This is a genomic window from Ensifer sp. 22460 (assembly GCF_052044935.1).
Lineage (GTDB): Bacteria > Pseudomonadota > Alphaproteobacteria > Rhizobiales > Rhizobiaceae > Ensifer.
Map to the genome: position 1 here is coordinate 219,941 of NZ_JBQENZ010000007.1, position 25,417 is coordinate 245,357.

Below are 25,417 nucleotides of genomic sequence, written 5' to 3' on the forward strand. Positions count from 1 at the left end.
TCTCGGCCCTAAAAGTACTGGATGCTGACGCGGAAAAGCTGTTCGACGTGCCGTACGGCATCGGCGGTGGCAAAGAGCACAACACGGTCCTTCGCCTTGATCTTTGTATTGCCGTCCGGGCGAATAAACGTCTTGTCGCGATAGAGTGCACCGATGCGGATGCCTTCGGGAAGATCGAGGTCACGCAGGGCTCTGCCAACGAGCGGCGAGGTTTCCAACGCTTCGGCCTCGATCACCTCGGCCATACCCTTCTGCACCGCATACACGGAGCGAATGCGCCCCTTGCGGACGTGCTGCAGCACGCGCGAGATGGTCACGGCACGTGGGTTCACATAGGCGTCGACGCCAGCCGTGCCGGCAAAATCCTGATAGGACGGCTCGTTGATCAGCACGAGCGTCGACTTGGCGCCCAGCCGCTTCGCCATCATGCTGCCGAGGATGTTGATCTGGTCGTTGTTGGTCAGCGCCACCACGAGATCGGCATCCTGAACGTCAGCTTGTGCCAAAATCCGCTGATCCATCGCCGAACCGTTGAGCACAACGGTGTTGCTCAGCTTATCCGCCATCACCACTGCCCGGTCGCGATCGCTTTCGATCAGTTTCACCCGGGTCCGCGGCTGATGCTCCTCGATGGCCTTGGCAACGAAGTAGCCGACATTGCCGCCACCGAAGATGATGATGCGCCGCGCTTCCTGCTCCTCATGGCCGAAGAGCGCCAAGGTCCGGCGGGCGTGGTCCCGGTCGCAAACGACATAGGCGATATCGCCGGCCTGCAGCTGGTCATCCGAATGCGGCACCATGACCTTGCCGTTGCGGAAGATGCCGGTGACTGTTGCAAGCAGATCGGGGAACAGTTCGCTCAGCTGCTGCAGTGGCGTGCCGACGACCGGGCAATCTTCCAGGCACTCGAAGGCGACCATGGCGATGCGATCTTCGGCGAAACGCACGACATCGATCGCCCCCGGAAAGGATATGCGCCGCAGCACCAGCCGCCCAACCTCGACTTCGGGCGAGATGGTGACGTCGATCGGCACGTTCTCACGCGAGAACAGGTTCGAATACTCGGGCGCGAGATAGCTTTGCGCCCGGATGCGCGCGACCTTCGTCGGCACGTTGAAGATCGCATGGGCGACTTCACAGGCGACGATGTTGACCTCGTCGGAGAGCGTGACGGCAATCAGCATGTCGGCCTGGTCGGCGCCGGCCTTGGCCAGCACATCCGGATGCGCGCCGTGGCCGACATAGCCGCGCACGTCGAGGCTCTCGGTGATGTTGGCAATCAGCGTCGCCGAGGTATCGATCACCGATACGTCGTTATCTTCCTGCGCCAGCCGCTCGGCAATGCCGTACCCCACCTGGCCCGCACCACAAATGACTACCTTCATGTCGTACTTTCACCTGGGAGCGCTGCCGCGATGGCCGGAAAATGCCTCAGACGCCCAGCGACTTCAGCTTGCGATGCAGCGCCGACCGCTCCATTCCGACAAATTCCGCCGTACGGGAAATATTGCCCCCGAATCGGTTGATCTGCGCGATCAGATAATCACGCTCGAACATTTCGCGAGCCTCGCGCAACGGCAACGTCATGATGTGCTGGTCGCCCTGCGCGGAGATCTTCGGCAGCGTATCGCCCACCTCCGTCGGCAGCATGTCTGCGGAAATCGGCGTGTCCGGACCGTCGCTGCGGGCAAGAATCATCAGGCGCTCGATGTTGTTGCGAAGCTGGCGGATGTTGCCGGGCCAGTCGTGGGCCTGGAGCACGGCCAGGGCATCGTCGCCGATCTTGCGCGGACGAATGCCGGCCTGCTCGCTGACCTGGCGCATGAACATGTCGACGAGGAACGGAATATCCTCGCGCCGCTCGGCGAGCGCCGGCACGCGCACCGGAATGACGGCAAGCCGGTGGAACAGGTCTTCGCGGAACAGGCCCTCGGAGATCATGTTTTCGAGATTGTAGGCGGTCGAGGAGATGATCCGGACATCGACCTTGACGCGCTTGGTACCGCCGACACGCTCGAACTGCTGGTCGACGAGCACCCGCAGAATCTTGTTCTGCGTCTCGCGCGGCATCTCGCCGATTTCGTCGAGATAGAGGATGCCGCCATGGGCTTCCTCGAGCGCACCAGTGCGGCGTGGCTGTCCCGGCGTTCCCTCGGTTCCGAACAGCGCAATTTCCATGCGGTCCGGCGTGATCGCCGCCGCGTTCAGCGCCACGAAGGGACCGGTCGACCGCGTCGACTTGCGGTGGATCATCCGCGCGACCAGTTCCTTGCCCGATCCGGACGGCCCCTGGATCATGATGCGGCTGTTGGTCGGCGCGACCTTCTCGATCGTCTGACGAAGCTGCGACACGGCAACCGACGTCCCGATCAGTTCGACCGGATCGCCGGACTTCTTCTTCAGCTCCGAGACTTCACGCTTGAGCTTCGAGTTTTCCAGCGCCCGCTCGGCAATCAGGATCAGCCGGTCGGCCTTGAAGGGCTTCTCGATGAAATCGTAGGCGCCACGCTTGATGGCGTTGACGGCGGTCTCGATATTGCCGTGACCGGAAATCATGACGACGGGGAGGTCCGGATAGCGCCCCTTGATCTCATCGAGCAGCGCCAGGCCGTCGAGCCGGCTTCCCTGCATCCAGATATCGAGGAAGACCAGGCGCGGCACGCGATCGCTGATCGCCGCCAGCGCACTGTCGCTGTCGAAGGCGGTGCGGGTTTCGTGCCCTTCGTCAGAGAGGATACCCGACACGATCTCGCGGATATCTTCCTCATCGTCCACAACCAGAATATCAGCGGCCATCGCTCGCACCCTTATCCTTCAAACTGTCTTCGCCCCCGGTTTCTCCGGCAGGCGGCAGGACCACGCGGATCATCGCCCCGACACCGCCGTCAAAATCGGCTGGCGCGTCGTGCAACTCTAATTGTCCGCCATGGTCCTCAATGATCTTCTTGACGATGGCGAGTCCCAGGCCCGTGCCCTTCTCGCGCATCGTCATGTATGGCTCCAGAATCCTGTGCCGGTTCTCCGTCGGCAGCCCCTTGCCGTTGTCGATGATATCGACAACGAAGCGGCCCGTTGCCACGTCGGTTCGTGCTCGCGCGACGATCCTCGGATGGCCGCGCGCCGCATCGGCCGGCACCGCCTCGATCGATTCGACCGCGTTCTTGACGATGTTGCCGAAGGCCTGACCGAGCATGCGCCCGTCGAACAGGCCCTCGAGCGGCTCTTCGCCGAGGTCCCGCACAAAATCGATGTGATTGTTGCCCATCTCGCGCAGGAACATCGCATCCTTCAGGATCGTGCGGAGATCCGCCTTTTCCTTGGTCGGCTTCGGCATGCGCGCGAAAGCCGAGAACTCGTCGACCATGCGACCGATGTCTTCTACCTGGCGCACGATCGTATCGGTGCACTGGTCGAAGATAGCCTTGTCTTCCTGGTTGATCTGCTTGCCATAACGGCGCTTCAGACGTTCGGCGGAGAGCTGGATCGGCGTCAGCGGGTTCTTGATCTCGTGCGCGATGCGGCGCGCGACATCGGCCCAGGCGGTCAAGCGCTGAGCGATGACGAGGTCGGTGATGTCATCGATGGTGATGACGTAGGATTCGTTCGCTTCGCCACCCTCTTCGCGCGTCACCTGAACGTTCAGCGTCCGCTCGGTTCCGCTGCGCATGATATTGATCTGCTTGCGGTAGTCGTTGCGATGGCGGCTTTCGGCCTCCACCAGAACCTCTTCGACCTCCGGCGCTACCGTGCGCAGGTCCGCGCCGAGGAGTTCAGGCGCCGCCTTCTTCAGGAACTCTTCGGAAAACGAGTTGACGATGGTGATCTGTCGATCGCGCCCGACACCGATCACCGCCGCAGTCACGCCTGAAAGAACAGCCTCGATGAAACGACGGCGATGATCGACTTCGTCCTTGGCCTCCAGGATCTGTTCCTGCTGGCTGCGGATTTCCGAGACCATCTTGTTGAAGGTGCGCGACAGGTTACCAACGTCGCCGTCGACGGCACGGACCGGCACGACAACATCGAGATTGCCGGAGGCGACACTGTCGGCAGCGCCGATCAACTGGCGAATGGGCCGGACGATGCGGTCGGCAACCGCGATCGCGGTCCAGATCGCAGCCAGGAGAACGATGAGCGCAAACCCGATATAGAGAACACCGAAGGCGATCTGCGTGAAGGTTCGACCGGCCTCAAGCATCTTGTACTCGGCCGTGTTCTCTTCCATCAGCCGCAGCGAGCGCATCACTTCCGGATCGACATTGCGAACCGTGTAGAGATAGGTGCCCGGAATGTCGTCGAGCGGAATAACGGCCCCGACAAGGTTGGTGACCCCTGGCGGAATCAGTGTCGGTTGACCGGATACCGAGCTTTTCAGTGCGTCCGGCGGAATGGAGGGCAGCGGACGGTCCGTGGAGATGTTGGCCTGAATTATAGCGCTGCCATCAGCACGAACCAGGAATGCCCCAAGCATGCCGCGGCCGCGCGCCTGGCGGGTCATGAGTTCCGTGAAACCGGTGCGGTCGAGGCTATAGAGCTGCCGGTTGCGTTCGAGGTCGTTGGCCATCGACACCGTCTGACCCTGCAGATAGCTGGCATTCTCGAGCACATAGGCCTGGGCGACGTTGATCGACGAGCGGACGATCGCCTGCGTCCGCAGCGAAAACCAGCGATCGAGGCCGACGTCGAGCGTGATGCTGGCAAAAATCGCGACAAGAACCGCAGGCGTGATCGCCACGATCGAAAACAGCGCAACGATGCGCACGTGAAGGCGCGCGGCGGCGCGGCCTTTGCGTCGGGCGCGTAGCAGCCGCAGGATTTCGCGGGCGATCAGATAGATCAGGCCAACGACGAACAGGCTGTTGATGGCAGCGCAGGCGATGACGACATTTCGCTCGAGCCGTATCGGCGTCAATCCGAGAAGAACGAGCAGCGAGACAGTGGCGCAGATCAAGGCGCCGGTCGCCAGCATCAGCCCCGGCAGGGCAAAGGACGCGCGCCGGTCCTGCGCCGCGAGTCCCTCATCTGTGCCCAGCGGCAAGGCCATTGCGTCCACCATGAAAAGCGTTCCCCCAACCGGCGCCAGCCGGCGACGGCATCACTTGCTAGCATTCTCTGGTCAAAGGTTGACCTCGCCGCCCAAAGGGCTGCCGCGTTGCACCCCCAGTCAATCAATTGGGTCAAATCGATTGAACGAGACGGCAACGACACGCGATTCGGCGATCGTCACACGTTCAAGCAACGCATTGTGGCGAAAATGCAACGGTGGCCGTGTCCAAGTCAAGCGCTGCGTGAGCTGCGATAGACCGAAACACCGAGTTCGCGGATTTTCTTGCGCAGCGTGTTACGGTTGAGGCCGAGCAAATCGGCCGCCTTGATCTGGTTACCACGGGTTGCGGTGAGCGCCGCAAGGATCAGCGGATACTCCATTTCGGCAAGCACGCGATCGTAAAGGCCGGCCGGAGGCAAAGCTTCGCCGAAGCTTGCGAAATACTGGCGCATGTTTTCTTCGACGGCCTGCGAAATGGTGAGCGATCCGGGCCGCGCCGCGGTCTTTTCGATCGGGCTGTCCGGTATCTCGGAACGCAACTCGTTTTCGATGATCTCGCGGGTGATCACGTCCTGTGGATAAAGTGCCGTCAGGCGCCGCACCAGGTTTTCCAACTCGCGCACGTTGCCCGGCCATGCATGCGCCTTCATCAGTTCCAGCGCTTCATGATCGAAGCGCTTGACGTCGAGCCCTTCCTTTTCGGCCTGCTGGACGAAGTGACGAACGAGATCCGGAATATCCTCCGCGCGGTCACGCAGCGGGGGCAGACGCAGCGGCACGACGTTGAGGCGATAATAGAGGTCTTCGCGGAACAGGCCCTGATTGATCGATTGCTTCAGGTCCTTGTTGGTCGCCGCCACGATGCGCACGTCCGAACGGATCGGCGTGCGGCCGCCAACGGTCGTGTATTCGCCCTGCTGCAGCACGCGCAGCAGGCGGGTCTGTGCGTCCATCGGCATGTCGCCGATTTCATCGAGGAAAAGCGTGCCGCCCTCGGCCTGTTCGAAACGACCAGTCGAGCGCACCTGGGCACCGGTGAAGGCGCCCTTCTCGTGGCCGAAAAGCTCCGATTCGATAAGATCGCGCGGGATCGCCGCCATGTTGATCGCAACGAACGGACCGTTGCGTCGCTTGCCATAATCGTGCAGCGCGCGGGCGACGAGTTCCTTGCCGGTGCCGGACTCGCCGGTGATCATCAGGGTGAGGTCCGTCTGCATCAGGCGCGCCAGCACCCGGTAGATTTCCTGCATCGCCGCCGAACGACCAACCAGCGGCATACCGTCCTGGGTGTCGTCGTCGAGCTTGGCCGGCCGGCGCTTGGGCTCCGACAGCGCCCGGCCGATGATGCCGATCAATTCGGTCAGGTCGAAGGGCTTGGGCAGATAGTCGTAGGCACCCTTCTCCGAAGCCTTGATCGCCGTCATGAAGGTGTTCTGGGCACTCATGACCAGCACCGGCAGATCGGGGCGCGCCTTCTTGATGCGCGGCAGGAGATCGAAGGCATTCTCGTCGGGCATGACAACGTCGGTCACGACGAGATCGCCGTCGCCCGCTGCGATCCAGCGCCAGAGCGTCGCCGCATTGGAGGTGATGCGGACATCGTAGCCGGCGCGGCTCAGCGCCTGGTTCAGCACGGTGCGAATGGCGGCATCATCATCCGCAACGAGGATCGTGGCACCCGTCATGCAAGGCTTCCTTTTGTCATCGGCATGTCGTCTTCATCCGCTGCCTGGCCTTTGGAGGCCGGCATCAGGACACGGAAAGTGGTGCGGTTCTGCTGGCTGTCGCATTCGACGATGCCGCCATGGGCACCGATGATCTTGGCGACCAGCGCCAGCCCCAGGCCGGAACCGTTGGTCTTGGTGGTAATGAAAGGATCGAAGAGCAGCGGCAGCAGGTCGGACGGCACGCCCGGTCCATTGTCGTGCACGCAGAATTCCAGCGGCAGCGAGATCTTCTCGCGCGTCCCGGCTACCGACAGGCGTATACCCGGCCTGTAGGCCGTCGTCAGCACGATCTCGCCATCGCTGCGGTCGCCGATCGCTTCGGCCGCATTCTTGATCAGGTTCAGGAACACCTGAACCAGTTGGTCGCGGTTGGCATAAACGGGCGGCAGAGACGGATCGTAGTTCTCCGCAAACTTGATGTGTCGGGCAAAACCGGCCTTGGCGATCGCCTTCACATGGTCGAGCACCGAATGGATGTTCAGCGGCACGCGATCCACCGGGCGCTCGTCGGAAAACACCTCCATGCGATCGACCAGCGAGACGATGCGGTCGGTCTCATCGCAGATCAGACGTGTCAGCGCCCTGTCTTCGTCATTGGCGGAGGTTTCCAGCAGTTGGGCGGCACCGCGGATGCCCGAAAGCGGGTTCTTGATTTCGTGCGCCAGCATCGAGGCAAGCCCCGTCACCGAACGGGCAGCACCACGATGGGTAAGCTGCCGGTCGATCTTGTCGGCCATCGAGCGCTCCTGGAAGACGACGACGACCGAGCCTGGCTCGGAAAGGACCGGGGCGACATAGAGATCGACGAGCTTGTCGGCGCCGAGACGCGGCGAACTCAGGTCGACGCGGTACTCGTTGACCGGCGCCTTGCGCTCGCGCACCTGTTCGATCAGGGTCAAGAGCGGGCTGCCGAAGGGGATGAAGGCGCTGATGTTGTGGCGCGCCAGATGATTGGCGCTCGCGCCGAAAAACGATTCGGCTTCCCAGTTGGCAAACGCGACCAAACCATTGGCATCGACCAGAATCACCGGGTTCTGAATGGCGTTCAGAACCGCCATCGACAGACCGTTGGCGGCCGCATCGGGAATGCTCGGCTTCTCGGTCATGCGGCCATTCCTTCCGCGACCGCCTCGCCTTCCAGCTTGGCCGGAGCCGCATCGAGTATCGCGGCGCGTGCCCTGTCGCAGACGAAACGGGTATCAGTCGATGTCAGGATCGCTGCCTTTTCCGTGCCTGCGATATCAGGGGCAAAGCGGTCAAGGTACCAGGCGACATGTTTGCGCGCGTGCCGCACGGCGACGTCGACACCATAGAATTCGAGCATCATTTCGTAGTGCTCCGCAAAGATATCGGCGATCGCCGCCTGCGACGGGTGCTCAACGGCACCGGCAAGAAAGCCGACGTGCCACGGGCGCCCCTGCGACGAACGCCCGGCCATGACGGCATCAGCGCCCGACCGGCGGAGAATCTCTTCCGCGTCGGCGATCGTCTCCACGTCGCCATTGGCGACCAGGGGGACGGTAATGACCTCGCGAACCGGGCGAATGGCATCCCAATCCGCCTTGCCGTTGTAGAACTGCATGCGTGTACGGCCGTGCACGGTAATCGCCTTCACCCCGGCGTCTTCGGCGCGCTTGGCAATCAGCGGCGCGTTGATCGAGTTTTCGTCCCAGCCGAGCCGCATCTTCAACGTCACCGGCACTTCGACGGCATCGACTGTCGCCTCAACCAGCGACAGCGCGTGATCGGGATCGCGCATGAGTGCCGAGCCGGAGTAGCCACCCGTCACCTTCTTGGCCGGGCATCCCATGTTGATGTCGATGATATCGGCACCATTGTCTGCAGCTATCTTGGCGGCTTCCGCCATCCAATGGGCCTCACGGCCGGCAAGCTGAACGATATGCGGTTTGATGCCGGAGTTCTTGAGCCGCGCCCAAGATTCAGACGCGTTGCCGACCAACTCGCGGCTCGCAACCATCTCGGTCACGACAAAGCCGGCGCCATAGCGCCATGCAAGCCGCCGGAACGGCAGATCGGTAACGCCGGACATGGGGGCGAGCGCAACGCGATTGCGGAGTTCGATAGTCCCGATCCGGAGCGGAGACGAAAGAGCCGGAATTGGCAAATGCATATCTTTCAGGCACATGTTGTTCCTGCACTATTTTTAGACATTGTTCTCAGGCTTGCCAAGCGATTTCGGCGCCTTGCGCAAAATTCCCGGCTTACAGCGCCGCGCGTCTCTCAAGACGCGCTAAGGTCGCTGTAAGATTTTAGACCTGCCGCATAATTTTGCCCGTAGATCGATTCCGATCTAAGCAATTATGCAGTGCTGGCAAAGCACGACCCTTCGCGGTACATCACGGCGAAGATCGGCGAATGCGGGACCTCATACAGAAGATGCAGCCTCAAGAACAGCTAAAGTGCGGCGTGGTAATCGTTGCAGCCGGACGCGGCGAACGTGCCGGGCAATCCGCCGAGGGCCCGAAGCAGTATCGAACCATCGGCGATCGCCCCGTTATCGCCCATACGCTTGACACTTTCGCGACATGGCCGGGCGCCGGCCCGATCGTCGTCGTCATCCATCCGGACGACGAGGCCCTGTTCGATGCCGCACGCAAACGCTCAGTCGTCGGCGATGTGATCATCGTCCATGGTGGCGCGACCCGGCAGATCTCCGTGCTCGCCGGCCTCGAAGCCCTGGCTGAAACCGGCGCCGGTCATGTGATGATCCACGATGCGGTCCGTCCCTTTGCCGATCACGCACTACTCTCGCGCTGCGCAGCGGCGCTTGGTGGCGAGGTCAAAGCCGTGTTGCCGGCGGTCGCCGTCGCGGACACGCTGAAGCGCGCGTGCAAGGATGGCGTCGTACTGGAGACTGTGCCGCGCGACGGTCTCTATGGCGCGCAAACACCGCAGACCTTCGATCTTCCGGCCATTCTTGCTGCCCACCGGGATGCAGCCAAGAGCGGCCGCGCTGATTTTACTGACGATGCCTCGATCGCCGAATGGGCCGGCCTCAAGGTCGTCCTCGTCGAGGGCACGGTAGACAACGTCAAGCTGACATTGAAAAGGGACATCGCCATGGCCGACGAGAAGCTCAACCGGACCGCCCTGCCCGACGTACGCACGGGCAACGGTTACGACGTGCACCAGTTGATCGAGGGCGACGGCGTGACGCTCTGCGGCGTCTTCATTCCGCACACGAAGAGGCTCTCCGGCCATTCCGATGCCGATGTGGCGCTGCACGCGCTCACCGACGCGCTGCTTGCCACCTGTGGCGCCGGCGACATCGGCGACCATTTCCCGCCGTCCGACCCGCAATGGAAGGGCGCGCCGTCGCGCATCTTCCTGGAGCATGCGGCTCGCATCGTGCGCGAGCGCGGCGGCATCATCACCAATGCGGACGTTTCCCTGATCGCGGAGGCACCGAAGGTCGGCCCGCATCGGCTGACGATGCGCGAGAACCTTGCAGACATGCTCGGCATCTCGCTCGACCGCTGCTCGGTCAAGGCAACGACGAACGAACGCCTCGGCTTCGTGGGCCGCGATGAAGGCATTGCCGCCATCGCCACGGCGACCGTCGTCTATGGGAGCCTTTCGTAATGTGGCCCGCCGATATCGAAGTCAAAGCCGGTGAGATCATCGCCAAGTTCACGGCGCGGGACCTCAAAGTCGCCACCGCCGAATCCTGCACCGGCGGCCTGATCGCCGGGGCGCTGACCGAGATTTCCGGTTCGTCCGCGGTCGTCGATCGCGGTTTCGTCACCTACTCCAACGAAGCGAAGGTAGCGATGCTTGGCGTCGAGACCGCAACACTTGCGGCCCATGGCGCCGTTTCGCGGGAGACAGCAATTGAGATGGCGCGTGGCGCCCTCTCGCATTCGGCAGCGGATTTCGCCGTTGCCGTCACCGGCATTGCCGGTCCCAGCGGCGGTTCGGCTGAAAAGCCGGTCGGGCTCGTGCACCTTGCGGCATCCGGGCGAAACGGCGCGATGCTGCACCGGGAGATGCGCTATGGTGATATCGGCCGCAGCGGCATCCGGCTTGCGACCGTCCGCACCGCGCTCGACATGCTCATGGAAATCGCTCAGGCCGTATAGATGCTGTCGGCGCGCTTTTCGAAGGCGTCGGAGAACATGCGGAAGGCGCGGTCGAACATCGATCCCATCAACGCGCCGAGAATGCGGCTCTTGAACTCGTAGTCGATGTAGAAATGCACGATCGACTGCCCCTCGCCCGCGGGTTCGAAGCGCCAGCGGTTGTCGAGATATTTGAACGGCCCGTCGATGTATTTGACTTCGATCGCGCGCTCGGCCTTGTTCAACAGCACCTGCGTCGTGAAAGTCTCGCGGATCGCCTTGTAGCCGACGGTCATGTCGGCCAGCAGCAACACCTTGCCGTCGCGCTCCTTGCGCGTGCGCACCGTCAGTGCCTCGCAGAGCGGCAGGAATGCGGGATAGTGCTCGACATCGGCAACCAGATCGAACATCTGGTCCGCGGTATGCTTGACGACATGGTTGGTTTCAAAATGCGGCATGATCGAGAGCTAGTCGCCCCGCCTTATCTTCGCAAGTAGTAACGCCGTTTCCGCGTGCGATTTCAACACGAGAACCGGCAGGTTGGCATGGCCGGCCAGCTGCGCCTCGATCTCAACCGCATCCCTGCGCTCGAAGTTCCAGATGTAGCGAAGGAAATCGAGATCGACCTTCTCCGGACAATCATCGGCCATATCCGGGCGGGTCTTTTTCCAATGGGCGAACCAGCGCCAGAGCACACCGCGCAGCGAAACCCAGCGCGGCGGCCGCATCCAGATCACCACGTGTGTGCGTGGCAAGCGGAGCGGCAGCGTCTTCGGACTGGTACCATCCATGATCCAGCGTTCGCCAGCCGCAGCCTTCGAGATCAGGGCAAGCATTTCCTGCCTCGGCCGCAGCTTCCACCCCGGCAACCAGAAGAATTCCCGATCCATCGCCAGATGCGGCAAACCGAACTGCTCGGACAGTTGCCGGGAAAGCGTGCTCTTGCCGCTGCCGGAACAGCCTATTACCAGAATGCGTTGCGCGCTTTCGAGATGCGACACCGCCTCGTCCGTATCGCGGCATCGGCTCGCGTCCTCCAGAGACGGCCGTTAGGTGATTGAACGGGAGGATGCAAGCTTTGCGCGAGCAGCCCGATGTCGCTCCGACGCCCTCCCCAAAACAAAAACTCCGGCGCAAGCGCCGGAGCCGATCGTTTTTTGAGAACCTGTTTCCGTCTTACTCGGCAGCCTGCAGCTTCTTCTCACGCGCTGCCCTGAGGCGGGCGAAGTCGTCGCCGGCATGGTGCGACGAGCGCGTCAGCGGGCTCGAGGAGACCATGAGGAAGCCCTTGGTGTAGGCGACGGTCTCGTAGGACTTGAACTCCTCGGGGGTCACGAACTTCTCGACCTTGTGGTGCTTGCGCGTCGGCTGCAGGTACTGGCCGATCGTCAGGAAGTCGACATCCGCGGTGCGCAGGTCGTCCATCAGCTGCAGCACTTCGTTGCGCTCTTCGCCGAGGCCGACCATGATGCCGGACTTGGTGAACATCGTCGGATCCAGCTCCTTCACGCGCTGCAACAGGCGGACGGAGTGGAAGTAGCGCGCACCCGGACGGACCGTCAGATAGTTGCCGGGCACGGTTTCCATATTGTGGTTGAAGACGTCGGGCTTGGCGGCGACGACGCGCTCCAGTGCACCCGGCTTCTTCAGGAAGTCCGGCGTCAGGATCTCGATGGTCGTCGCCGGCGACGCTTCGCGGATCGCCCAGATCACCTTCTCGAAGTGCTCGGCGCCGCCATCTTCCAGGTCGTCACGGTCGACGGAGGTGATGACGACGTGGCTGAGGCCCATCTGCTTGACGGCCTTGGCAATGTTCGCCGGCTCTTCGAGATCGAGCGCATTCGGCTTGCCGGTCGCGACGTTGCAGAAGGCGCAGGCGCGGGTACAGATCTCGCCCATGATCATGAAGGTGGCGTGCTTCTTGTCCCAGCATTCGCCGATGTTCGGGCAGCCCGCTTCTTCGCAAACAGTGACGAGCTTGTGGCTCTTCACGATCGAACGCGTCTCCTGATATCCCTTGGACATCGGCGCCTTGACGCGGATCCACTCCGGCTTGCGCATGACTTCGGTGTCGGGCTTGTGGGCCTTTTCCGGGTGGCGGACGCGTTGCGCCCGGTCAGAGACGACATCGAATACCGTTACCATACTGTCTTCCTCGTCGCGGCGGGCCGGCATCAGGCCGGATGACCCATTTTCGCTCTATATAGACGGCCCGACGGGAAATGTCAGGCCGTCTCGCCCGACGGAAGCGCAAATGGCCCGGCAGGCTATCGTTTGACGGCGCGACCAACGGCAATCAGCAGGCAGGCGCCGATAAAGCCGATGACCAGATAGGCGACCCAGCCGGCAAAAGCCATGCCGAAGGCCGCCAGGATGAAATTCAGCACCACCGCGCCGATGATGCCGAGCAGTATGTTCATGAACAGACCCATCTCGCTGCTCATGAACCTCTCCGCGAGCCACCCGGCCAAACCGCCGATGATGATCGCAGCCAGAATGCCGACGCCGTTCACGCTCATTTTGATCTCCGTGCATTGAAAACGAGGCCATTCTCAATGCCGAAGCCTATCAAAAGTTCCGGCGAGGATACAGCGCCGCGCGTCTCGAAGGACGCGCAAAGGTCGCTGTAACCCTTTGAATGCCGTATAATTTTGTCCTTAAATCGATGTCGATCTAAGGAATTATACGGGGCTCTAGGCGTTGAGCGCGCGGCCGTAGGCGTCGAGCACGCTTTCCTTGATCGTCTCCGAAATCGTCGGATGCGGGAAGATCGTGTGCATCAGGTCTTCTTCTGTCGTCTCGAGGTTCATCGCGACGACGAAGCCCTGGATGAGCTCGGTGACTTCGGCCCCGACCATATGGGCGCCGAGCAGCTCACCGGTCTTCTTATCGAAGATGGTCTTGACGAGACCCTGGTCCTCGCCGAGCGCGATTGCCTTGCCGTTGGCAACGAAGGGGAAGCGGCCGACGCGGATCTCGCGGCCCAATTCCTTGGCCTTGGCTTCGGTGAGGCCGACGGAGGCGACCTGCGGATGGCAATAGGTGCAGCCCGGGATCTTCAGCTTGTCCATCGGGTGCACATTCGGCAGGCCGGCGATCTTTTCGACGCAGATCACGGCCTCGTGCTCGGCCTTGTGGGCGAGCATCGGCGGGCCGGCGACGTCACCGATGGCGTAGATGCCCGGCACGTTGGTCTTGCCGTAACCATCGATGGCGATGAAGCCGCGATCGGTCTTCACGCCGAGGGCCTCAAGACCGATATTTTCGACATTGGCCTGCACGCCGACGGCGGAGATCATCCGGTCCGCGGTGATCTTTTCGACCTTGCCGTCCTTCATCTCCACATGGGCTGTGATCGAGTTCGCGCCCTTCTCGACCTTCGTCACCTTGGCTTCGAGATGGATCTTCATGCCCTGCTTTTCGAACTGCTTCTTGGCAACGCCGGATATTTCGGCGTCCTCGACCGGCATCACGGTCGACATGACTTCGACAACCGTTACGTCAACGCCCATGGTGCGGTAGAACGAGGCGAACTCGATGCCGATCGCGCCCGAGCCCATGACCAGCAGCGACTTCGGCATTTCCTCAGGCTTCATCGCCTCGAAATAGGTCCAGATCAGCTTGCCATCGGGCTCGATGCCCGGAAGCGCGCGCGGCCGGGCGCCGGTCGCGATGATGATGTGCTTGGCGGTGTAGGTGCCCTCGCCCTTGGTGTTCTTCGGCAGCGGCGCCTGCGGCTGGACAACCGGCTTCGTCGATTTACCGACGACGATCTCGCCGGGCCTCGTCAGCTTCGCCTCGCCCCAGATCACGTCGACCTTGTTTTTCTTCATCAGGAAGCCGACGCCGCCGTTCATGCGTTCGGCAATGCCGCGTGAGCGTGCGACGATCGCCTTCAGGTCCGGCGTCACCGTGCCTTCGATCTTGACGCCATAGGCGCCCGGATGCTGGGCGTAGTGCAGAACTTCGGCGGAGCGCAGCAGCGCCTTGGTCGGAATGCAGCCCCAGTTGGAGCAGATGCCGGCCAGATGCTCGCGCTCGACGATCGCGGTCTTGAGACCCAACTGCGCCGCACGAATGGCGGCGATATAGCCCCCTGGACCCGAACCGATGACGATGACGTCGTAATTCTCAGCCATATGTTTCCTGCCTTTGTCTCAAGCGACCTTGCGGGTGAACAGCACCCAGTCGTGTTTCTTGCTTTCCTCAAAGAGCGGAACCGCCCCGGCGCGCGCTGCCTCGCCGAAACCGTTTGCTCTGTATAGTGCCTGGGCCCTGTCGTTGTGGCTTTCGGTGATCAGGCTCACCGGCGCCGATCCGGCGCGTTCGAATTCCTTTGCCAGGAGCGCGCTGCCGATTCCGCGGCGGCGCTGATGGCGATAGACGCCGAGGCTCTCGATGAACCAGTGACCGACGATCTGCCTCTGCAGTGCCAGCAAGGGTTCCAGAACCGGGTGCTTGGGAACGATCTCCAGCACTTCCGGACCGATCGAATAGCCGACCGCCAGACCGACAACTTCATCATCAACTTCAGCAACGAGAGCGTCGCGCCAGTTTCCAGGCCCGGGCTCTTCGCGCAGCTTGTTGCGGCCACGCTCGAAGGCCGTATCCGTCACCCCATGAAGAACGGCGCCGTACCAGAGCCAGGAGGCAAAGCCATGCGCGGCGACATCGACGAGGATGGCGAGCTCGGCCGCCTCGCGCTTTTCCGCCGGACGAATGGTGACGCCCCCCACCATCTCTAGACCCCAAGCATCATCCGCACGACCGGTTCGAGACCCCGGCCGATCGCACGCGTATTCTCCGCATCGAGATGCACACCATCGAGCGGCGTGGTCTGAGCGACCGATCCGGCGTCGAAAAAGCCGCAATCGAGTTCGTCGGCGAGATCGCGATAAAGCGGTGCCAGCATCGCCGACTGCTCGACGCCGCCGGCGTACATCGCGCCGAAGGCGGCATTGGCCGTTTCGCAGAGCATCGGCGGCGAGACGATCAGGATTTCCGGCCCACCCTCGTCTTCGACCGGCCAGTCATGCCGGCGCACGAGCGTGACGAGACGCTGGATGCCCTTCACGGCGCCGAAAGCGGTTCCGTGGATCACCGGCTTCATATCGTTGGCGCCGAGAAGAAGAATGATCAGATCGAGCGGCGCATGGCTGTGCAGCACCGTCGGCAGCACTTTTGCGCCGTTGCGGTCGCAATCGGCGAGATGGTCGTCATAGGCGGTCGTACGACCGTTCAGTCCCTCGGCGATGACCTGAACGTCCGAACCCAGCGCCTTCTGCAAGACGCTCGGCCAGCGATCGGCAAACGCGTGACGACCGCCATCCGCGGCATCGTAGCCCCAGGTCAGACTGTCGCCATAGCAGAGAACTGTTTTCATCGTCCGGGCCGCCTTCGACTGCGCGAAAAGGAACGGACCGGCCCGAAGGCCGGTCCCTATCCAACTCAGACCAGCATGCCCATCGGGTTTTCGATGTAGCGCTTGAAGGCTCCGAGCAGTTCGGCGCCGAGCGCGCCATCGACGCAGCGATGGTCGGTCGAGAGCGTAACGGTCATGACATTGGCGATGACCATCTGTTTGTTTTTGACGACGACGCGCTCCTCGCCCGCACCGACCGCGAGGATCGTGGCATGCGGCGGGTTGACGACGGCGGCGAAGTTCTTGACGCCCATCATGCCCATGTTGGAGACCGCCGTGGTGCCGCCCTGGTACTCCTCGGGCTTCAGCTTGCGGTCCTTGGCGCGCTGGCCGAGGTCCTTCATCTCGTTGGAGATGGCAGACAGGCTCTTCAGCTCCGCCTGGCGCACGATCGGGGTGATCAGGCCGCCCGGGATCGACACGGCAACGCCGACGTCAGCGTGCTTGTGCTTGACCATGTTGCTCTCGGTCCAGGAGACGTTCGCATTCGGAACGTCGCGCAGCGCAAGCGCCAGGGCCTTGATGACCATGTCGTTTACGGAGAGCTTGTAGACCGGCTTGCCGCCCTGCTCCGGAGCAGCGGCATTGAGCTGGGCGCGCAGTGCAAGAAGCGCGTCGAGCTCGCAGTCGAGCGACACGTAGAAGTGCGGGATCGTCTGCTTGGATTCGACCAGGCGCTTGGCGATCGTCTTGCGCATGCCGTCATGCGGTATGAGCTCGTAAGAGCCCGGCTCGAAGAGCTTGAGAACGGCATCGTCCGACGGGCCCTTGGCAAGCGGTGCGGCCGCGGGAGCGGCAGTGCCGGCAACCGGTGCGGTTGCAGGCTTCGCGGTGCCACCGGCAACGGCAGTCTCAACGTCCTTCTTGACGACGCGACCATGCGGGCCTGTGCCGGCGATTGCCGACAGGTCGATGCCGGCGTCCTTGGCCAGACGACGGGCGAGCGGCGAGGAGAAGACGCGAGCGCCTTCGGACTTCGCCGGCTGGGCTGCAACCGGAGCCGGAGCAGCGGCAGGAGCCGCAGCCGGAGCGCTCGGCGCTACCGGTGCCGGCGCTTCCGCCTTGGCCGCGGGAGCCGGTGCGGCTGCGCCGTTGCCACCCTTTGCAGCGGCAGCAACATCCTCGCCATCTGCGGCGAGAACGGCGATCAGCGCATTGACCTTGACGCCATCGGTGCCGGCGGGAACGACGATCTTGGCGACGGTGCCTTCGTCGACGGCTTCGACTTCCATCGTCGCCTTGTCGGTCTCGATCTCGGCAATCACGTCACCGGACTTGACCTTGTCGCCTTCCTTGACCAGCCACTTGGCCAGATTGCCTTCTTCCATCGTCGGAGAGAGGGCCGGCATTGTGATGTTGATAGGCATCGAAGAACCCTCCCCTTATTTGTAGCAAACGGCTTTCACCGCATCGACGACTTCAGCAACGTTCGGAAGCGCGAGCTTCTCGAGGTTCGCGGCGTAAGGCATCGGCACATCCTTGCCGGCGATCGTCAGGATCGGAGCGTCAAGGTAATCGAATGCCTGCTGCATGACGCGGGTCGCGATCTCGGTACCGACGGACGACTGCGGGTAGCCTTCTTCGACGGTGACGAGGCGACCGGTCTTCTTGACCGATTCGATGACCGTCGGCAGGTCCATCGGACGGATGGTACGCAGGTCGATAAGCTCGACGTCGATGCCCTGGGCTTCGAGTTCAGCAACCGCCTTGACCGCATAGGTCATACCGATGCCGAAGGAGACGATAGTTGCGTCCTTGCCGACCTTGTGGATGCGGGCCTTGCCGATCGGCAGCACGAAATCGTCAAGCTTCGGCACTTCAAAGGAGTGACCGTAGAGGATTTCGTTTTCGAGGAAGATGACCGGGTTCGGGTCGCGGATCGCGGCCTTCAGCAGACCCTTGGCGTCGGCTGCCGTATAGGGCATGACGACCTTGAGGCCGGGGATATGGCTGTACCAGGCGGCATAGCACTGCGAGTGCTGGGCAGCCACGCGGGCCGCGGCACCGCTCGGGCCGCGGAAGACGATCGGCGCGCCCATCTGGCCACCGGACATGTAGAGCGTCTTGGCAGCGGAGTTGATGATCTGGTCGATCGCCTGCATGGCGAAGTTGAAGGTCATGAACTCGACGATCGGGCGAAGACCGGTCATGGCAGCGCCGACGCCGACACCGGCAAAGCCATGCTCGGTGATCGGGGTGTCAATGACGCGACGCGAACCGAATTCCTGCAACAGGCCTTGGGTGATCTTGTAGGCGCCCTGGTACTCGGCGACTTCTTCGCCCATGACGAAAACGTCGTCGCTCAAGCGCATTTCTTCGGCCATGGCGTCGCGAAGCGCTTCGCGAACGGTCATCGTCACCATTTCGGTGCCGGCCGGGATTGCCGGATCGGCGGCAACTTCAACCTTCGGCTGGGCTGCAACCGGAGCCGGCGCGGACGCAGCCGGAGCCTCAGTGGCTGCCGCCTTCGGCGCTTCGGCCTTTGGAGCGGCGATATCGCCTGCCGCTTCGCCGTCCTGCAGCAACACGGCGATCGGCGTGTTGACCTTGACGCCCTCGGTGCCGGCGGCAATCAAGAGCTTGCCGATCGTGCCTTCGTCGACGGCTTCGACTTCCATCGTCGCCTTGTCCGTCTCGATTTCAGCGATGACGTCGCCGGAAGACACCTTGTCTCCCTCGTTCTTCAGCCATTTCGAGAGCGTGCCTTCCTCCATCGTCGGGGAAAGGGCGGGCATAAGAATTTCTACTGGCATGTTTGTCCCTCCCCGGATCAAAGCAGGATGTCGGTGTAGAGCTCGGATGCATCCGGCTCCGGATCAGCCTGGGCGAAATCGGCGCTGTCGGCGACGATGTCGCGGACGTCCTTGTCGACCTGCTTCAGCTCGTCCTCGCTCGCCCAGCCCTTTTCGGTCAGACGGGCTTTCACCTGCTCGATCGGGTCGTGTTCCGACCGCATCTTCTGCACTTCGTCCTTCGAGCGGTATTTCGCCGGGTCGGACATGGAGTGGCCACGATAACGGTAGGTCTGCATTTCGAGGATGATCGGGCCCTTGCCGGAACGGCAATACTCGACGGCCTCGTCGGCGGCCGCCTTGACGGCGCGAACGTCCATGCCGTCGACCTGGAAGCCCGGAATGTTGAAGGAAACGCCGCGCTGCGAAAAGTCGGTCTGGGCCGAGGCACGCGATACTGCCGTACCCATGGCGTAGCGGTTGTTCTCGATCACGTAGATCACCGGCAGCTTCCACAGCTGCGCCATGTTGAAGCTTTCGTAGACCTGACCCTGGTTGGCAGCGCCGTCACCGAAATAGGCGACGCTGACATTGTCGTTGCCGCGATAGCGGTTTGCGAATGCAAGGCCGGTACCGAGCGACACCTGGGCGCCGACGATGCCGTGACCGCCGTAGAAGTGCTTTTCCTTGGAGAACATGTGCATCGAGCCGCCCTTCCCCTTGGAAAGACCGCTGCGACGACCGGTAAGTTCGGCCATGACGCCACGAGCGCTCATGCCGCAGGCCAGCATGTGGCCATGGTCACGATAGGCGGTGATAACCTGATCACCGTCTTTCAGTGCCATCTGCATGCCGACGACAACAGCCTCCTGGCCGATGTAGAGGTGACAGAAGCCGCCGATGAAACCCATGCCATAGAGCTGGCCGGCCTTTTCCTCGAAACGCCGGATGAGCAGCATTTCGCGGTAAGCCTTCAGGTCATCTTCTTTGGTGAAATCGGCGATGGTGCCGCCGTTGAAGTCCTTCTTGGCCGGCTTTGCGGCGGCCTTACGGCTGGAGACGGACGCGGTTTTTCGCGGAGCCATTCATTCCTCCCAATGGTTAGCCTTTGGCGGTTACCATAGGGAAAGAAAAGCGCCACAGCAATGCCATATTTGCATGGCTCGCATTCCACGCAAACAATTGAATTTGCTTCACAAATTTCAATTAACTGAATTCAGGTTAATTTTCGGGGCGGTGAAAAATAACGATCTCGTCACTTCGCGACATGTTCAGCGCGAGGCGAGCTTTTTCATCCAGCATGTCCCGTTCCAGCGACCCATCACTCATCAGTTGGACCTCTTTTTCAAGGATCATCCGCTGCTTCGTGAGCTTATCCAGCCGCGCCTGCCGCTCGACGATCTGGCGATCGAATTGCTCCGTCGCCTTCAAGCCATAGCCGCCGTGGATGGAATGATAGCCGAAGTAAGAGAGAAAGGCGACCGCGATCAACGGCATAACCAGCCGGCCCAGTTTCCGTTTCTTATGATGCCGTGTCCACATCCATTCACGCCCTGATACGCATTACGGAAATGAGACTAGCGTCGATTGATTAACCGACCGTTGACCATGAATGGCAGGAAAACAGAAACCCGCCCACGTGGGAACGTGGGCGGGTTTCGTTTGTCAGCTACAGCGACCTTTGCGCGTCTGAAAAGACGCGCGGCGCTACAGGATCAGCCGCGCAGGATCGAACGGCCGGCGTACGTGGCCTGCAGGCCGAGCTGCTCTTCGATGCGGATCAGCTGGTTGTACTTGGCGAGCCGGTCCGAACGGGCGAGCGAACCGGTCTTGATCTGGCCGCAGTTGGTGGCAACCGCGAGATCGGCGATCGTGGCGTCTTCGGTTTCGCCCGAGCGGTGCGACATGACGGCGGTGTAGCGCGCCTTGTGCGCGGTCTCGACGGCGTCGAGTGTCTCCGAAAGCGAGCCGATCTGGTTGACCTTGACGAGGATCGAGTTGGCGACGCCCATCTTGATGCCGTCGCGCAGGCGCGCCGAGTTGGTGACAAACAGGTCGTCGCCGACGAGCTGGCACTTGTTGCCGATGAGGTCGGTCACGGCCTTCCAGCCGTCCCAGTCGTCTTCCGCCATGCCGTCTTCGATCGAGAAGATCGGGTACTTGGCAGCGAGTTCCGCCAGGTATTCAGCCATTGCGCCCGGCTCCAGCGTGCGGCCTTCGCCTTCGAGCACGTACTTGCCGTCTTTGAAGAATTCGGTCGCAGCGCAATCAAGCGCGACGAACATGTCTTCGCCCGGCTTGTAGCCGGCCTTCTCGATCGACTTCATGATGAAGTCGAGCGCTGCCGGAGCGGAAGCGAGGCCCGGAGCGAAGCCGCCTTCGTCACCGACATTGGTGTTGTGGCCGTCGGCTGCAAGCTGCTTCTTCAGCGTGTGGAACACTTCCGAGCCCATGCGGACCGCATCGCGCATCGTATCGGCACCAACCGGAACGATCATGAATTCCTGGAAGTCGATCGGATTGTCGGCATGGGCGCCGCCGTTGATGATGTTCATCATCGGAACCGGAAGCACGTGAGCGTTCGGGCCGCCGACGTAACGGTAGAGCGGCAGGCCGGCCGCTTCGGCCGCAGCCTTGGCGACCGCAAGCGACACGCCGAGGATGGCGTTGGCGCCGAGGCGCGACTTGTTCGACGTGCCGTCGAGTTCGATCATGGTCTTGTCGATCTGGATCTGGTTCTCGGCATCGAGACCGCCGATCGCTTCGAAGATCTCGCCATTGACGGCTTCTACGGCGCGCTCGACGCCCTTGCCGAGGTAGCGCGTACCACCATCGCGCAGCTCGACAGCCTCATGCGCACCGGTCGAGGCGCCCGACGGGACCGCCGCACGGCCGAAGCTTCCGTCTTCCAGGTACACGTCGACCTCGACGGTCGGGTTGCCGCGGCTGTCCAGAATTTCTCGGCCGATGATGTCGATGATTGCAGTCATGATCTCTTCCCTGCTTGAGGACGGTGGAATGGTCGGGGCCTGTCATACGCCAAGGCCTCGAAATTTCAATGGCGCGCAAGATGCAAAACCGTTCGCGCCATTGCGGTTCATGAAAATTTCACGAAGCGCCGCTGATGGCTCAGCCCTTGGCGATCGCGTCGAAGGCGAGCAGCTTTTCGAGCAGCCGCGGCATGTCTTTCAGGTGCACCATGTTCGGACCGTCCGACGGCGCGTTGTCCGGATCTTCGTGCGTCTCGACGAACACACCGGCGACACCGACCGCGACGGCGGCGCGCGCCAAGGTCTCGACGAATTCACGCTGGCCGCCCGAAGAGCCGCCCTGCCCGCCCGGCTGCTGCACGGAATGGGTCGCATCGAAAACGACGGGTGCGCCGAGCGAAGCCATGATCGGCAGCGAGCGCATGTCGGACACGAGCGTGTTGTAGCCGAAGGAGGCGCCGCGCTCGCAGAGCATGACATTCGGGTTGCCGCTCTCGGTGAATTTCGCCAGTACGTTCTTCATGTCCCAGGGGGCGAGGAACTGGCCCTTCTTGACGTTGATTGCCCGGCCGGTCTTGGCGGCCGCGACCAGGAGGTCCGTCTGGCGCGACAGGAACGCGGGGATCTGCAGGATGTCGACCGTCTCGGCGACGAGAGCGCACTGCTCTTCGGTGTGCACGTCGGTCAGGACCGGAAAGCCGAACTCCTTCTTGAGGTCGGCAAAGATTTCCATCGCCTTATCCAGGCCGATGCCGCGCTTGCCGGAGAGCGACGTGCGGTTCGCCTTGTCGAAGGAGGACTTGTAGACGAGGCCGAGATCGAGCTTCTTGCAGAGTTCCGAGAGCGCGCCCGCCATCATGAAGGCGTGCTCGCGGCTCTCCATCTGGCAGGGGCCGGCGATCAGCGACAGCTTCTCGGTTTGCGCGAAGGCGACCTCATGGCCGCCGTTGCCGACTACTACTCTGGCATTGGTTTTCATCATCAAGCTCCAAAAGCAAAGATCACCCCTTGCCCCGGCATTTCGGGAACAATGAGGCGCCCGCCCATTTCTGCAAATTCGATGTCGTTCTCAGCAAACAGTGCACGCGTCGCCTCGAGGTCGGCGACACGGAAGACGATGGCGCGACCACGCAGGCCGCGCTCGGCACCGCGCACGGAACGGCCGAAGAAGGCTTCCATGCCGGCGGCGTTCAGCACCGAGATCTTGGCGTTGGTGGCCGACACATCCATGCCGAAGGAGTGGGCCGCGACCTCGCGCTCATCGATCGCTTCCTGCAGCAGGTACTGGAAATCGGTGGGGTTGGTTTCCGACAGAACCACCTCGGCGATGCCGATCACGCCGTTTTCATGCTGCTCCAGCGCAGCCCGATCGGTGGGCAGCGCCCGGACACGCTGACAGTTGAAGAGAAAGAGATCCGGCGAGCGCAGGTCTGCCGCGAAGGCAAGGCGGAAGGAACCCAATCCCTCACGGCCATCCGGCAGCTTCATCGGCCGCGAGAACTCCAGCATGTCGCCACCGGAAATGCCGCGCGCCCGAAAGCGGATGTGATCGCTCGCCGCATCTTCGGTGCCGAGGACCAGCGCCGAGAGACCTTCAGGACCCTGGCGGAAGCGGAAGGCCTGGTCGCGCGCGACAAAGGCATTACCTTCGAGTGCAGCGGCTTCGCATTCCTCGCGGGAAGCAACGGCGAGCGGCTCAAGATAGGTGCCATCGGAAAAGAACACGCAGGCGTTTTCGGTACCGAAGGGATGGCGGGCATCCTCAGCGACGGTGAAGCCGAGATTAGATAGGCGGCGCCGTGCCTGCGTAAGCGTATCCACCGGCAGCACGAGGTGATCGAGCAGGCGGGTGGTTCGCTTGGAGAGGCTCATGGCGTTTTCCCTGATGGTTCGCCGCTGTTTGCAACTTTTGGCCGGCGAATGCAAGCGGGCTGGCGGCCACAGAGCCGATTGGCCGCTTGAGCCCAAACAAAGGCCGCAAACAGGAACCCTCCGCGCCGGGCCGCGCCCGCCGCAGAGTCATGCTTGCCAGATGGTGTCGGGCTGCCAGGGTCTCAGTAGTAGCCCGGAGCCGCCGTGGCGTTGGCCGTATTTCCCGCCCCGAGACCGGGGGCGAAGATTTGGGGCTGCGCGTAGGTCGTATTGGTCGAGGACGTGGTGGCACAGCCCGCAAGCCCCAGCACGACCGCCAACGGTACGAACAACGAAGCGATGAAGCGCATATCTATTGACCCTTTCCAGTTTCGCTGACGAACAGAAAAGAATGAAACCGGTGATTTGGCGAGTACGTAACAGTAACGCGACGTAACAAGGCGGCAAAGGGGGCCGGTATCCGCAACCGCAGCGTCGTGTCGACCGCCGCGGTTGTTCTCGTTCCGCCTATGCTTTTGGCCTGAACAGCACGTTCGGGCCAATCCCATCAAAGATGCAGATCGCTCTTAATGGCGCAGGTGGCAACAAAGGTCGGCACGAACCTGTCGATCAGGAAGCGTGGTACAGGTTGCCAGTCTTCGTGGAAGCCCGCCAGCACGAATCCGGCCCATAATTGACCATCGATCTGTTCGGCTAGGCTATGCCCGAACACCAGCGCCTCGCCGCGTTCGATCTTGGATTTTACCACACCGCAGCGAGATGCTCAGCCTCGGCAAAGGGCAGCGCGTAGGCCGGGCGAATGAGGCCGTCTTCCGCATAGCTCGGATTCCGGTCGCCAACGAAAACCACCGGATTGAAGAAGCTGGCGAGCAGTCGTTCGCCGGCCTTGAGCACGCGATGGCATTCCTGCCAAACCGGCTGGATATCCGGAACGTAGAGATTCGATATCGGGTGAAAAACGATATCGAAGGTGTCATTCCGAAAAGCCGAGAGATCGCGCATGTCTCCCTGCACGGCCGTCAGCGACAGACCCTCGCGTGCGGCAACGAGCCGGTCCAGCGCGAGTTGCCCCTCGGAGATATCGAAGACGGTGACCTCGGCACCGGCGGCCGCCAGAATGGGCGCCTGCTGGCCGCCGGCCGAAGCCAGGCACAGGATCTTCTTGCCGCGAACGTCCGGCAGCCACCCCTTCGGCAGATCGCCGGGTGTCAGCCGCGCCTGCCAATGCCCCTCACGGGCCGCGGCGATCATTTCCGGCGTTACCGACCGCGACCACTCGCAGTGCTGACTTGCCTGCCTGTCCCAGGCCTGGCGGTTGTGATCGATGATATCGAGACTGGATTTATCTTGCACGTTCGGTCCCTGGAAACTTGTCCAAATGTGACCGCTCACGATGGAGAAGAGATCGCAGGCGAGGAATGCCTCGGCGTCTGTCCGTCAACGCGGGTCGAGCAATGCCATCGTCCATCCCCTTCGCAAGCGAAGTTGAGGCGAATTCGGTTTTCACCGGGCATTACTGGCGCATTGGACGACGCTGCTCCTGTTGCA

24 protein-coding genes are annotated in these 25,417 nt (G+C 62.2%); 2 read left to right on the top strand and 22 right to left on the bottom strand.

Features of this window, described 5'->3' with window-relative positions:
* Positions 1-8: 8 nt before the first annotated feature.
* From trkA to dusB, 6 genes are all read right to left on the bottom strand, one after another.
* Positions 9-1,385, bottom strand: coding sequence for a Trk system potassium transporter TrkA (gene trkA / locus ACTJKM_RS11390; protein ID WP_058326655.1), 1,377 nt, complete (start codon positions 1,383-1,385; stop codon positions 9-11).
* A gap of 46 nt (positions 1,386-1,431) precedes the next feature.
* On the bottom strand, positions 1,432-2,796 hold the full coding sequence (gene ntrX / locus ACTJKM_RS11395) for a two-component system response regulator NtrX (RefSeq protein WP_057255682.1): 1,365 nt from the start codon (positions 2,794-2,796) through the stop codon (positions 1,432-1,434).
* Complete coding sequence (locus tag ACTJKM_RS11400; RefSeq protein WP_058326656.1) at positions 2,786-5,056, bottom strand: sensor histidine kinase NtrY-like; 2,271 nt, start codon at positions 5,054-5,056, stop codon at positions 2,786-2,788. The genes ntrX and ACTJKM_RS11400 overlap by 11 nt, the downstream gene beginning before the upstream one ends.
* Before the next feature lie 221 nt (positions 5,057-5,277).
* Positions 5,278-6,732: a nitrogen regulation protein NR(I) gene (gene ntrC, locus ACTJKM_RS11405; RefSeq protein ID WP_057255678.1), complete on the bottom strand. Its 1,455-nt coding sequence runs from the start codon at positions 6,730-6,732 to the stop codon at positions 5,278-5,280.
* The gene (locus ACTJKM_RS11410; protein WP_058326657.1) at positions 6,729-7,880 is read right to left on the bottom strand and encodes a two-component system sensor histidine kinase NtrB; all 1,152 of its coding nucleotides are present in this window, start codon (positions 7,878-7,880) and stop codon (positions 6,729-6,731) included. Before ACTJKM_RS11410 ends, ntrC begins: the two co-directional genes overlap by 4 nt.
* Complete coding sequence (dusB, locus tag ACTJKM_RS11415) at positions 7,877-8,920, bottom strand: tRNA dihydrouridine synthase DusB (RefSeq protein WP_058326658.1); 1,044 nt, start codon at positions 8,918-8,920, stop codon at positions 7,877-7,879. The genes ACTJKM_RS11410 and dusB overlap by 4 nt, the downstream gene beginning before the upstream one ends.
* Before the next feature lie 251 nt (positions 8,921-9,171).
* On the opposite strand from dusB, the gene ACTJKM_RS11420 reads away from it, so the two are divergent.
* Positions 9,172-10,377, top strand: coding sequence for a bifunctional 2-C-methyl-D-erythritol 4-phosphate cytidylyltransferase/2-C-methyl-D-erythritol 2,4-cyclodiphosphate synthase (locus ACTJKM_RS11420; protein ID WP_348627339.1), 1,206 nt, complete (start codon positions 9,172-9,174; stop codon positions 10,375-10,377).
* Positions 10,377-10,874, top strand: a complete 498-nt coding sequence (locus ACTJKM_RS11425) for a CinA family protein (protein ID WP_057255671.1) — start codon at positions 10,377-10,379, stop codon at positions 10,872-10,874. The genes ACTJKM_RS11420 and ACTJKM_RS11425 overlap by 1 nt, the downstream gene beginning before the upstream one ends.
* Here ACTJKM_RS11425 and ACTJKM_RS11430 read toward each other — a convergent pair.
* The 16 genes from ACTJKM_RS11430 to ACTJKM_RS11505 form a co-directional block, all read right to left on the bottom strand.
* Complete coding sequence (locus ACTJKM_RS11430; RefSeq protein WP_057255670.1) at positions 10,862-11,311, bottom strand: type II toxin-antitoxin system RatA family toxin; 450 nt, start codon at positions 11,309-11,311, stop codon at positions 10,862-10,864. The genes ACTJKM_RS11425 and ACTJKM_RS11430 overlap by 13 nt on opposite strands.
* 9 nt (positions 11,312-11,320) lie before the next feature.
* A complete protein-coding gene (locus ACTJKM_RS11435) occupies positions 11,321-11,854 on the bottom strand; it encodes an AAA family ATPase (RefSeq protein ID WP_245296052.1) in 534 nt (177 codons plus the stop codon).
* Positions 11,855-12,029: 175 nt separating this feature from the next.
* Positions 12,030-12,998, bottom strand: a complete 969-nt coding sequence (gene lipA / locus ACTJKM_RS11440; RefSeq protein WP_112995918.1) for a lipoyl synthase — start codon at positions 12,996-12,998, stop codon at positions 12,030-12,032.
* A 122-nt stretch (positions 12,999-13,120) separates the two neighbouring features.
* Entirely contained in the window at positions 13,121-13,372 is a 252-nt protein-coding gene (locus tag ACTJKM_RS11445; RefSeq protein ID WP_057255666.1) for a GlsB/YeaQ/YmgE family stress response membrane protein, read from the bottom strand.
* A gap of 174 nt (positions 13,373-13,546) precedes the next feature.
* Complete coding sequence (lpdA, locus tag ACTJKM_RS11450; RefSeq protein ID WP_058326661.1) at positions 13,547-14,992, bottom strand: dihydrolipoyl dehydrogenase; 1,446 nt, start codon at positions 14,990-14,992, stop codon at positions 13,547-13,549.
* 18 nt (positions 14,993-15,010) lie between these two features.
* Positions 15,011-15,592, bottom strand: coding sequence for a GNAT family N-acetyltransferase (locus ACTJKM_RS11455; RefSeq protein WP_058326662.1), 582 nt, complete (start codon positions 15,590-15,592; stop codon positions 15,011-15,013).
* A gap of 2 nt (positions 15,593-15,594) precedes the next feature.
* A complete protein-coding gene (locus ACTJKM_RS11460) occupies positions 15,595-16,236 on the bottom strand; it encodes an SGNH/GDSL hydrolase family protein (protein ID WP_057255660.1) in 642 nt (213 codons plus the stop codon).
* Positions 16,237-16,301: 65 nt separating this feature from the next.
* A complete protein-coding gene (locus ACTJKM_RS11465; protein ID WP_058320576.1) occupies positions 16,302-17,642 on the bottom strand; it encodes a pyruvate dehydrogenase complex dihydrolipoamide acetyltransferase in 1,341 nt (446 codons plus the stop codon).
* Between the two features lie 15 nt (positions 17,643-17,657).
* Positions 17,658-19,028 (bottom strand): pyruvate dehydrogenase complex E1 component subunit beta, encoded by a 1,371-nt coding sequence (locus ACTJKM_RS11470; protein ID WP_057255658.1) that lies wholly within the window; start codon positions 19,026-19,028, stop codon positions 17,658-17,660.
* Positions 19,029-19,045: 17 nt separating this feature from the next.
* On the bottom strand, positions 19,046-20,092 hold the full coding sequence (gene pdhA, locus ACTJKM_RS11475; RefSeq protein WP_058326663.1) for a pyruvate dehydrogenase (acetyl-transferring) E1 component subunit alpha: 1,047 nt from the start codon (positions 20,090-20,092) through the stop codon (positions 19,046-19,048).
* Between the two features lie 136 nt (positions 20,093-20,228).
* Complete coding sequence (locus ACTJKM_RS11480; RefSeq protein WP_057255656.1) at positions 20,229-20,549, bottom strand: FtsB family cell division protein; 321 nt, start codon at positions 20,547-20,549, stop codon at positions 20,229-20,231.
* 173 nt (positions 20,550-20,722) lie between these two features.
* Positions 20,723-21,997: a phosphopyruvate hydratase gene (gene eno, locus ACTJKM_RS11485; RefSeq protein ID WP_057255655.1), complete on the bottom strand. Its 1,275-nt coding sequence runs from the start codon at positions 21,995-21,997 to the stop codon at positions 20,723-20,725.
* Between the two features lie 139 nt (positions 21,998-22,136).
* On the bottom strand, positions 22,137-22,979 hold the full coding sequence (kdsA, locus tag ACTJKM_RS11490; protein ID WP_440660346.1) for a 3-deoxy-8-phosphooctulonate synthase: 843 nt from the start codon (positions 22,977-22,979) through the stop codon (positions 22,137-22,139).
* Positions 22,979-23,869, bottom strand: coding sequence for a VOC family protein (locus tag ACTJKM_RS11495; RefSeq protein WP_058328569.1), 891 nt, complete (start codon positions 23,867-23,869; stop codon positions 22,979-22,981). Before ACTJKM_RS11495 ends, kdsA begins: the two co-directional genes overlap by 1 nt.
* A gap of 547 nt (positions 23,870-24,416) precedes the next feature.
* Positions 24,417-24,617, bottom strand: a complete 201-nt coding sequence (locus ACTJKM_RS11500) for a hypothetical protein (RefSeq protein ID WP_197423498.1) — start codon at positions 24,615-24,617, stop codon at positions 24,417-24,419.
* The gene (locus ACTJKM_RS11505; protein WP_440660349.1) at positions 24,611-25,222 is read right to left on the bottom strand and encodes a class I SAM-dependent methyltransferase; all 612 of its coding nucleotides are present in this window, start codon (positions 25,220-25,222) and stop codon (positions 24,611-24,613) included. The genes ACTJKM_RS11500 and ACTJKM_RS11505 overlap by 7 nt, the downstream gene beginning before the upstream one ends.
* Positions 25,223-25,417 lie beyond the last annotated feature (195 nt).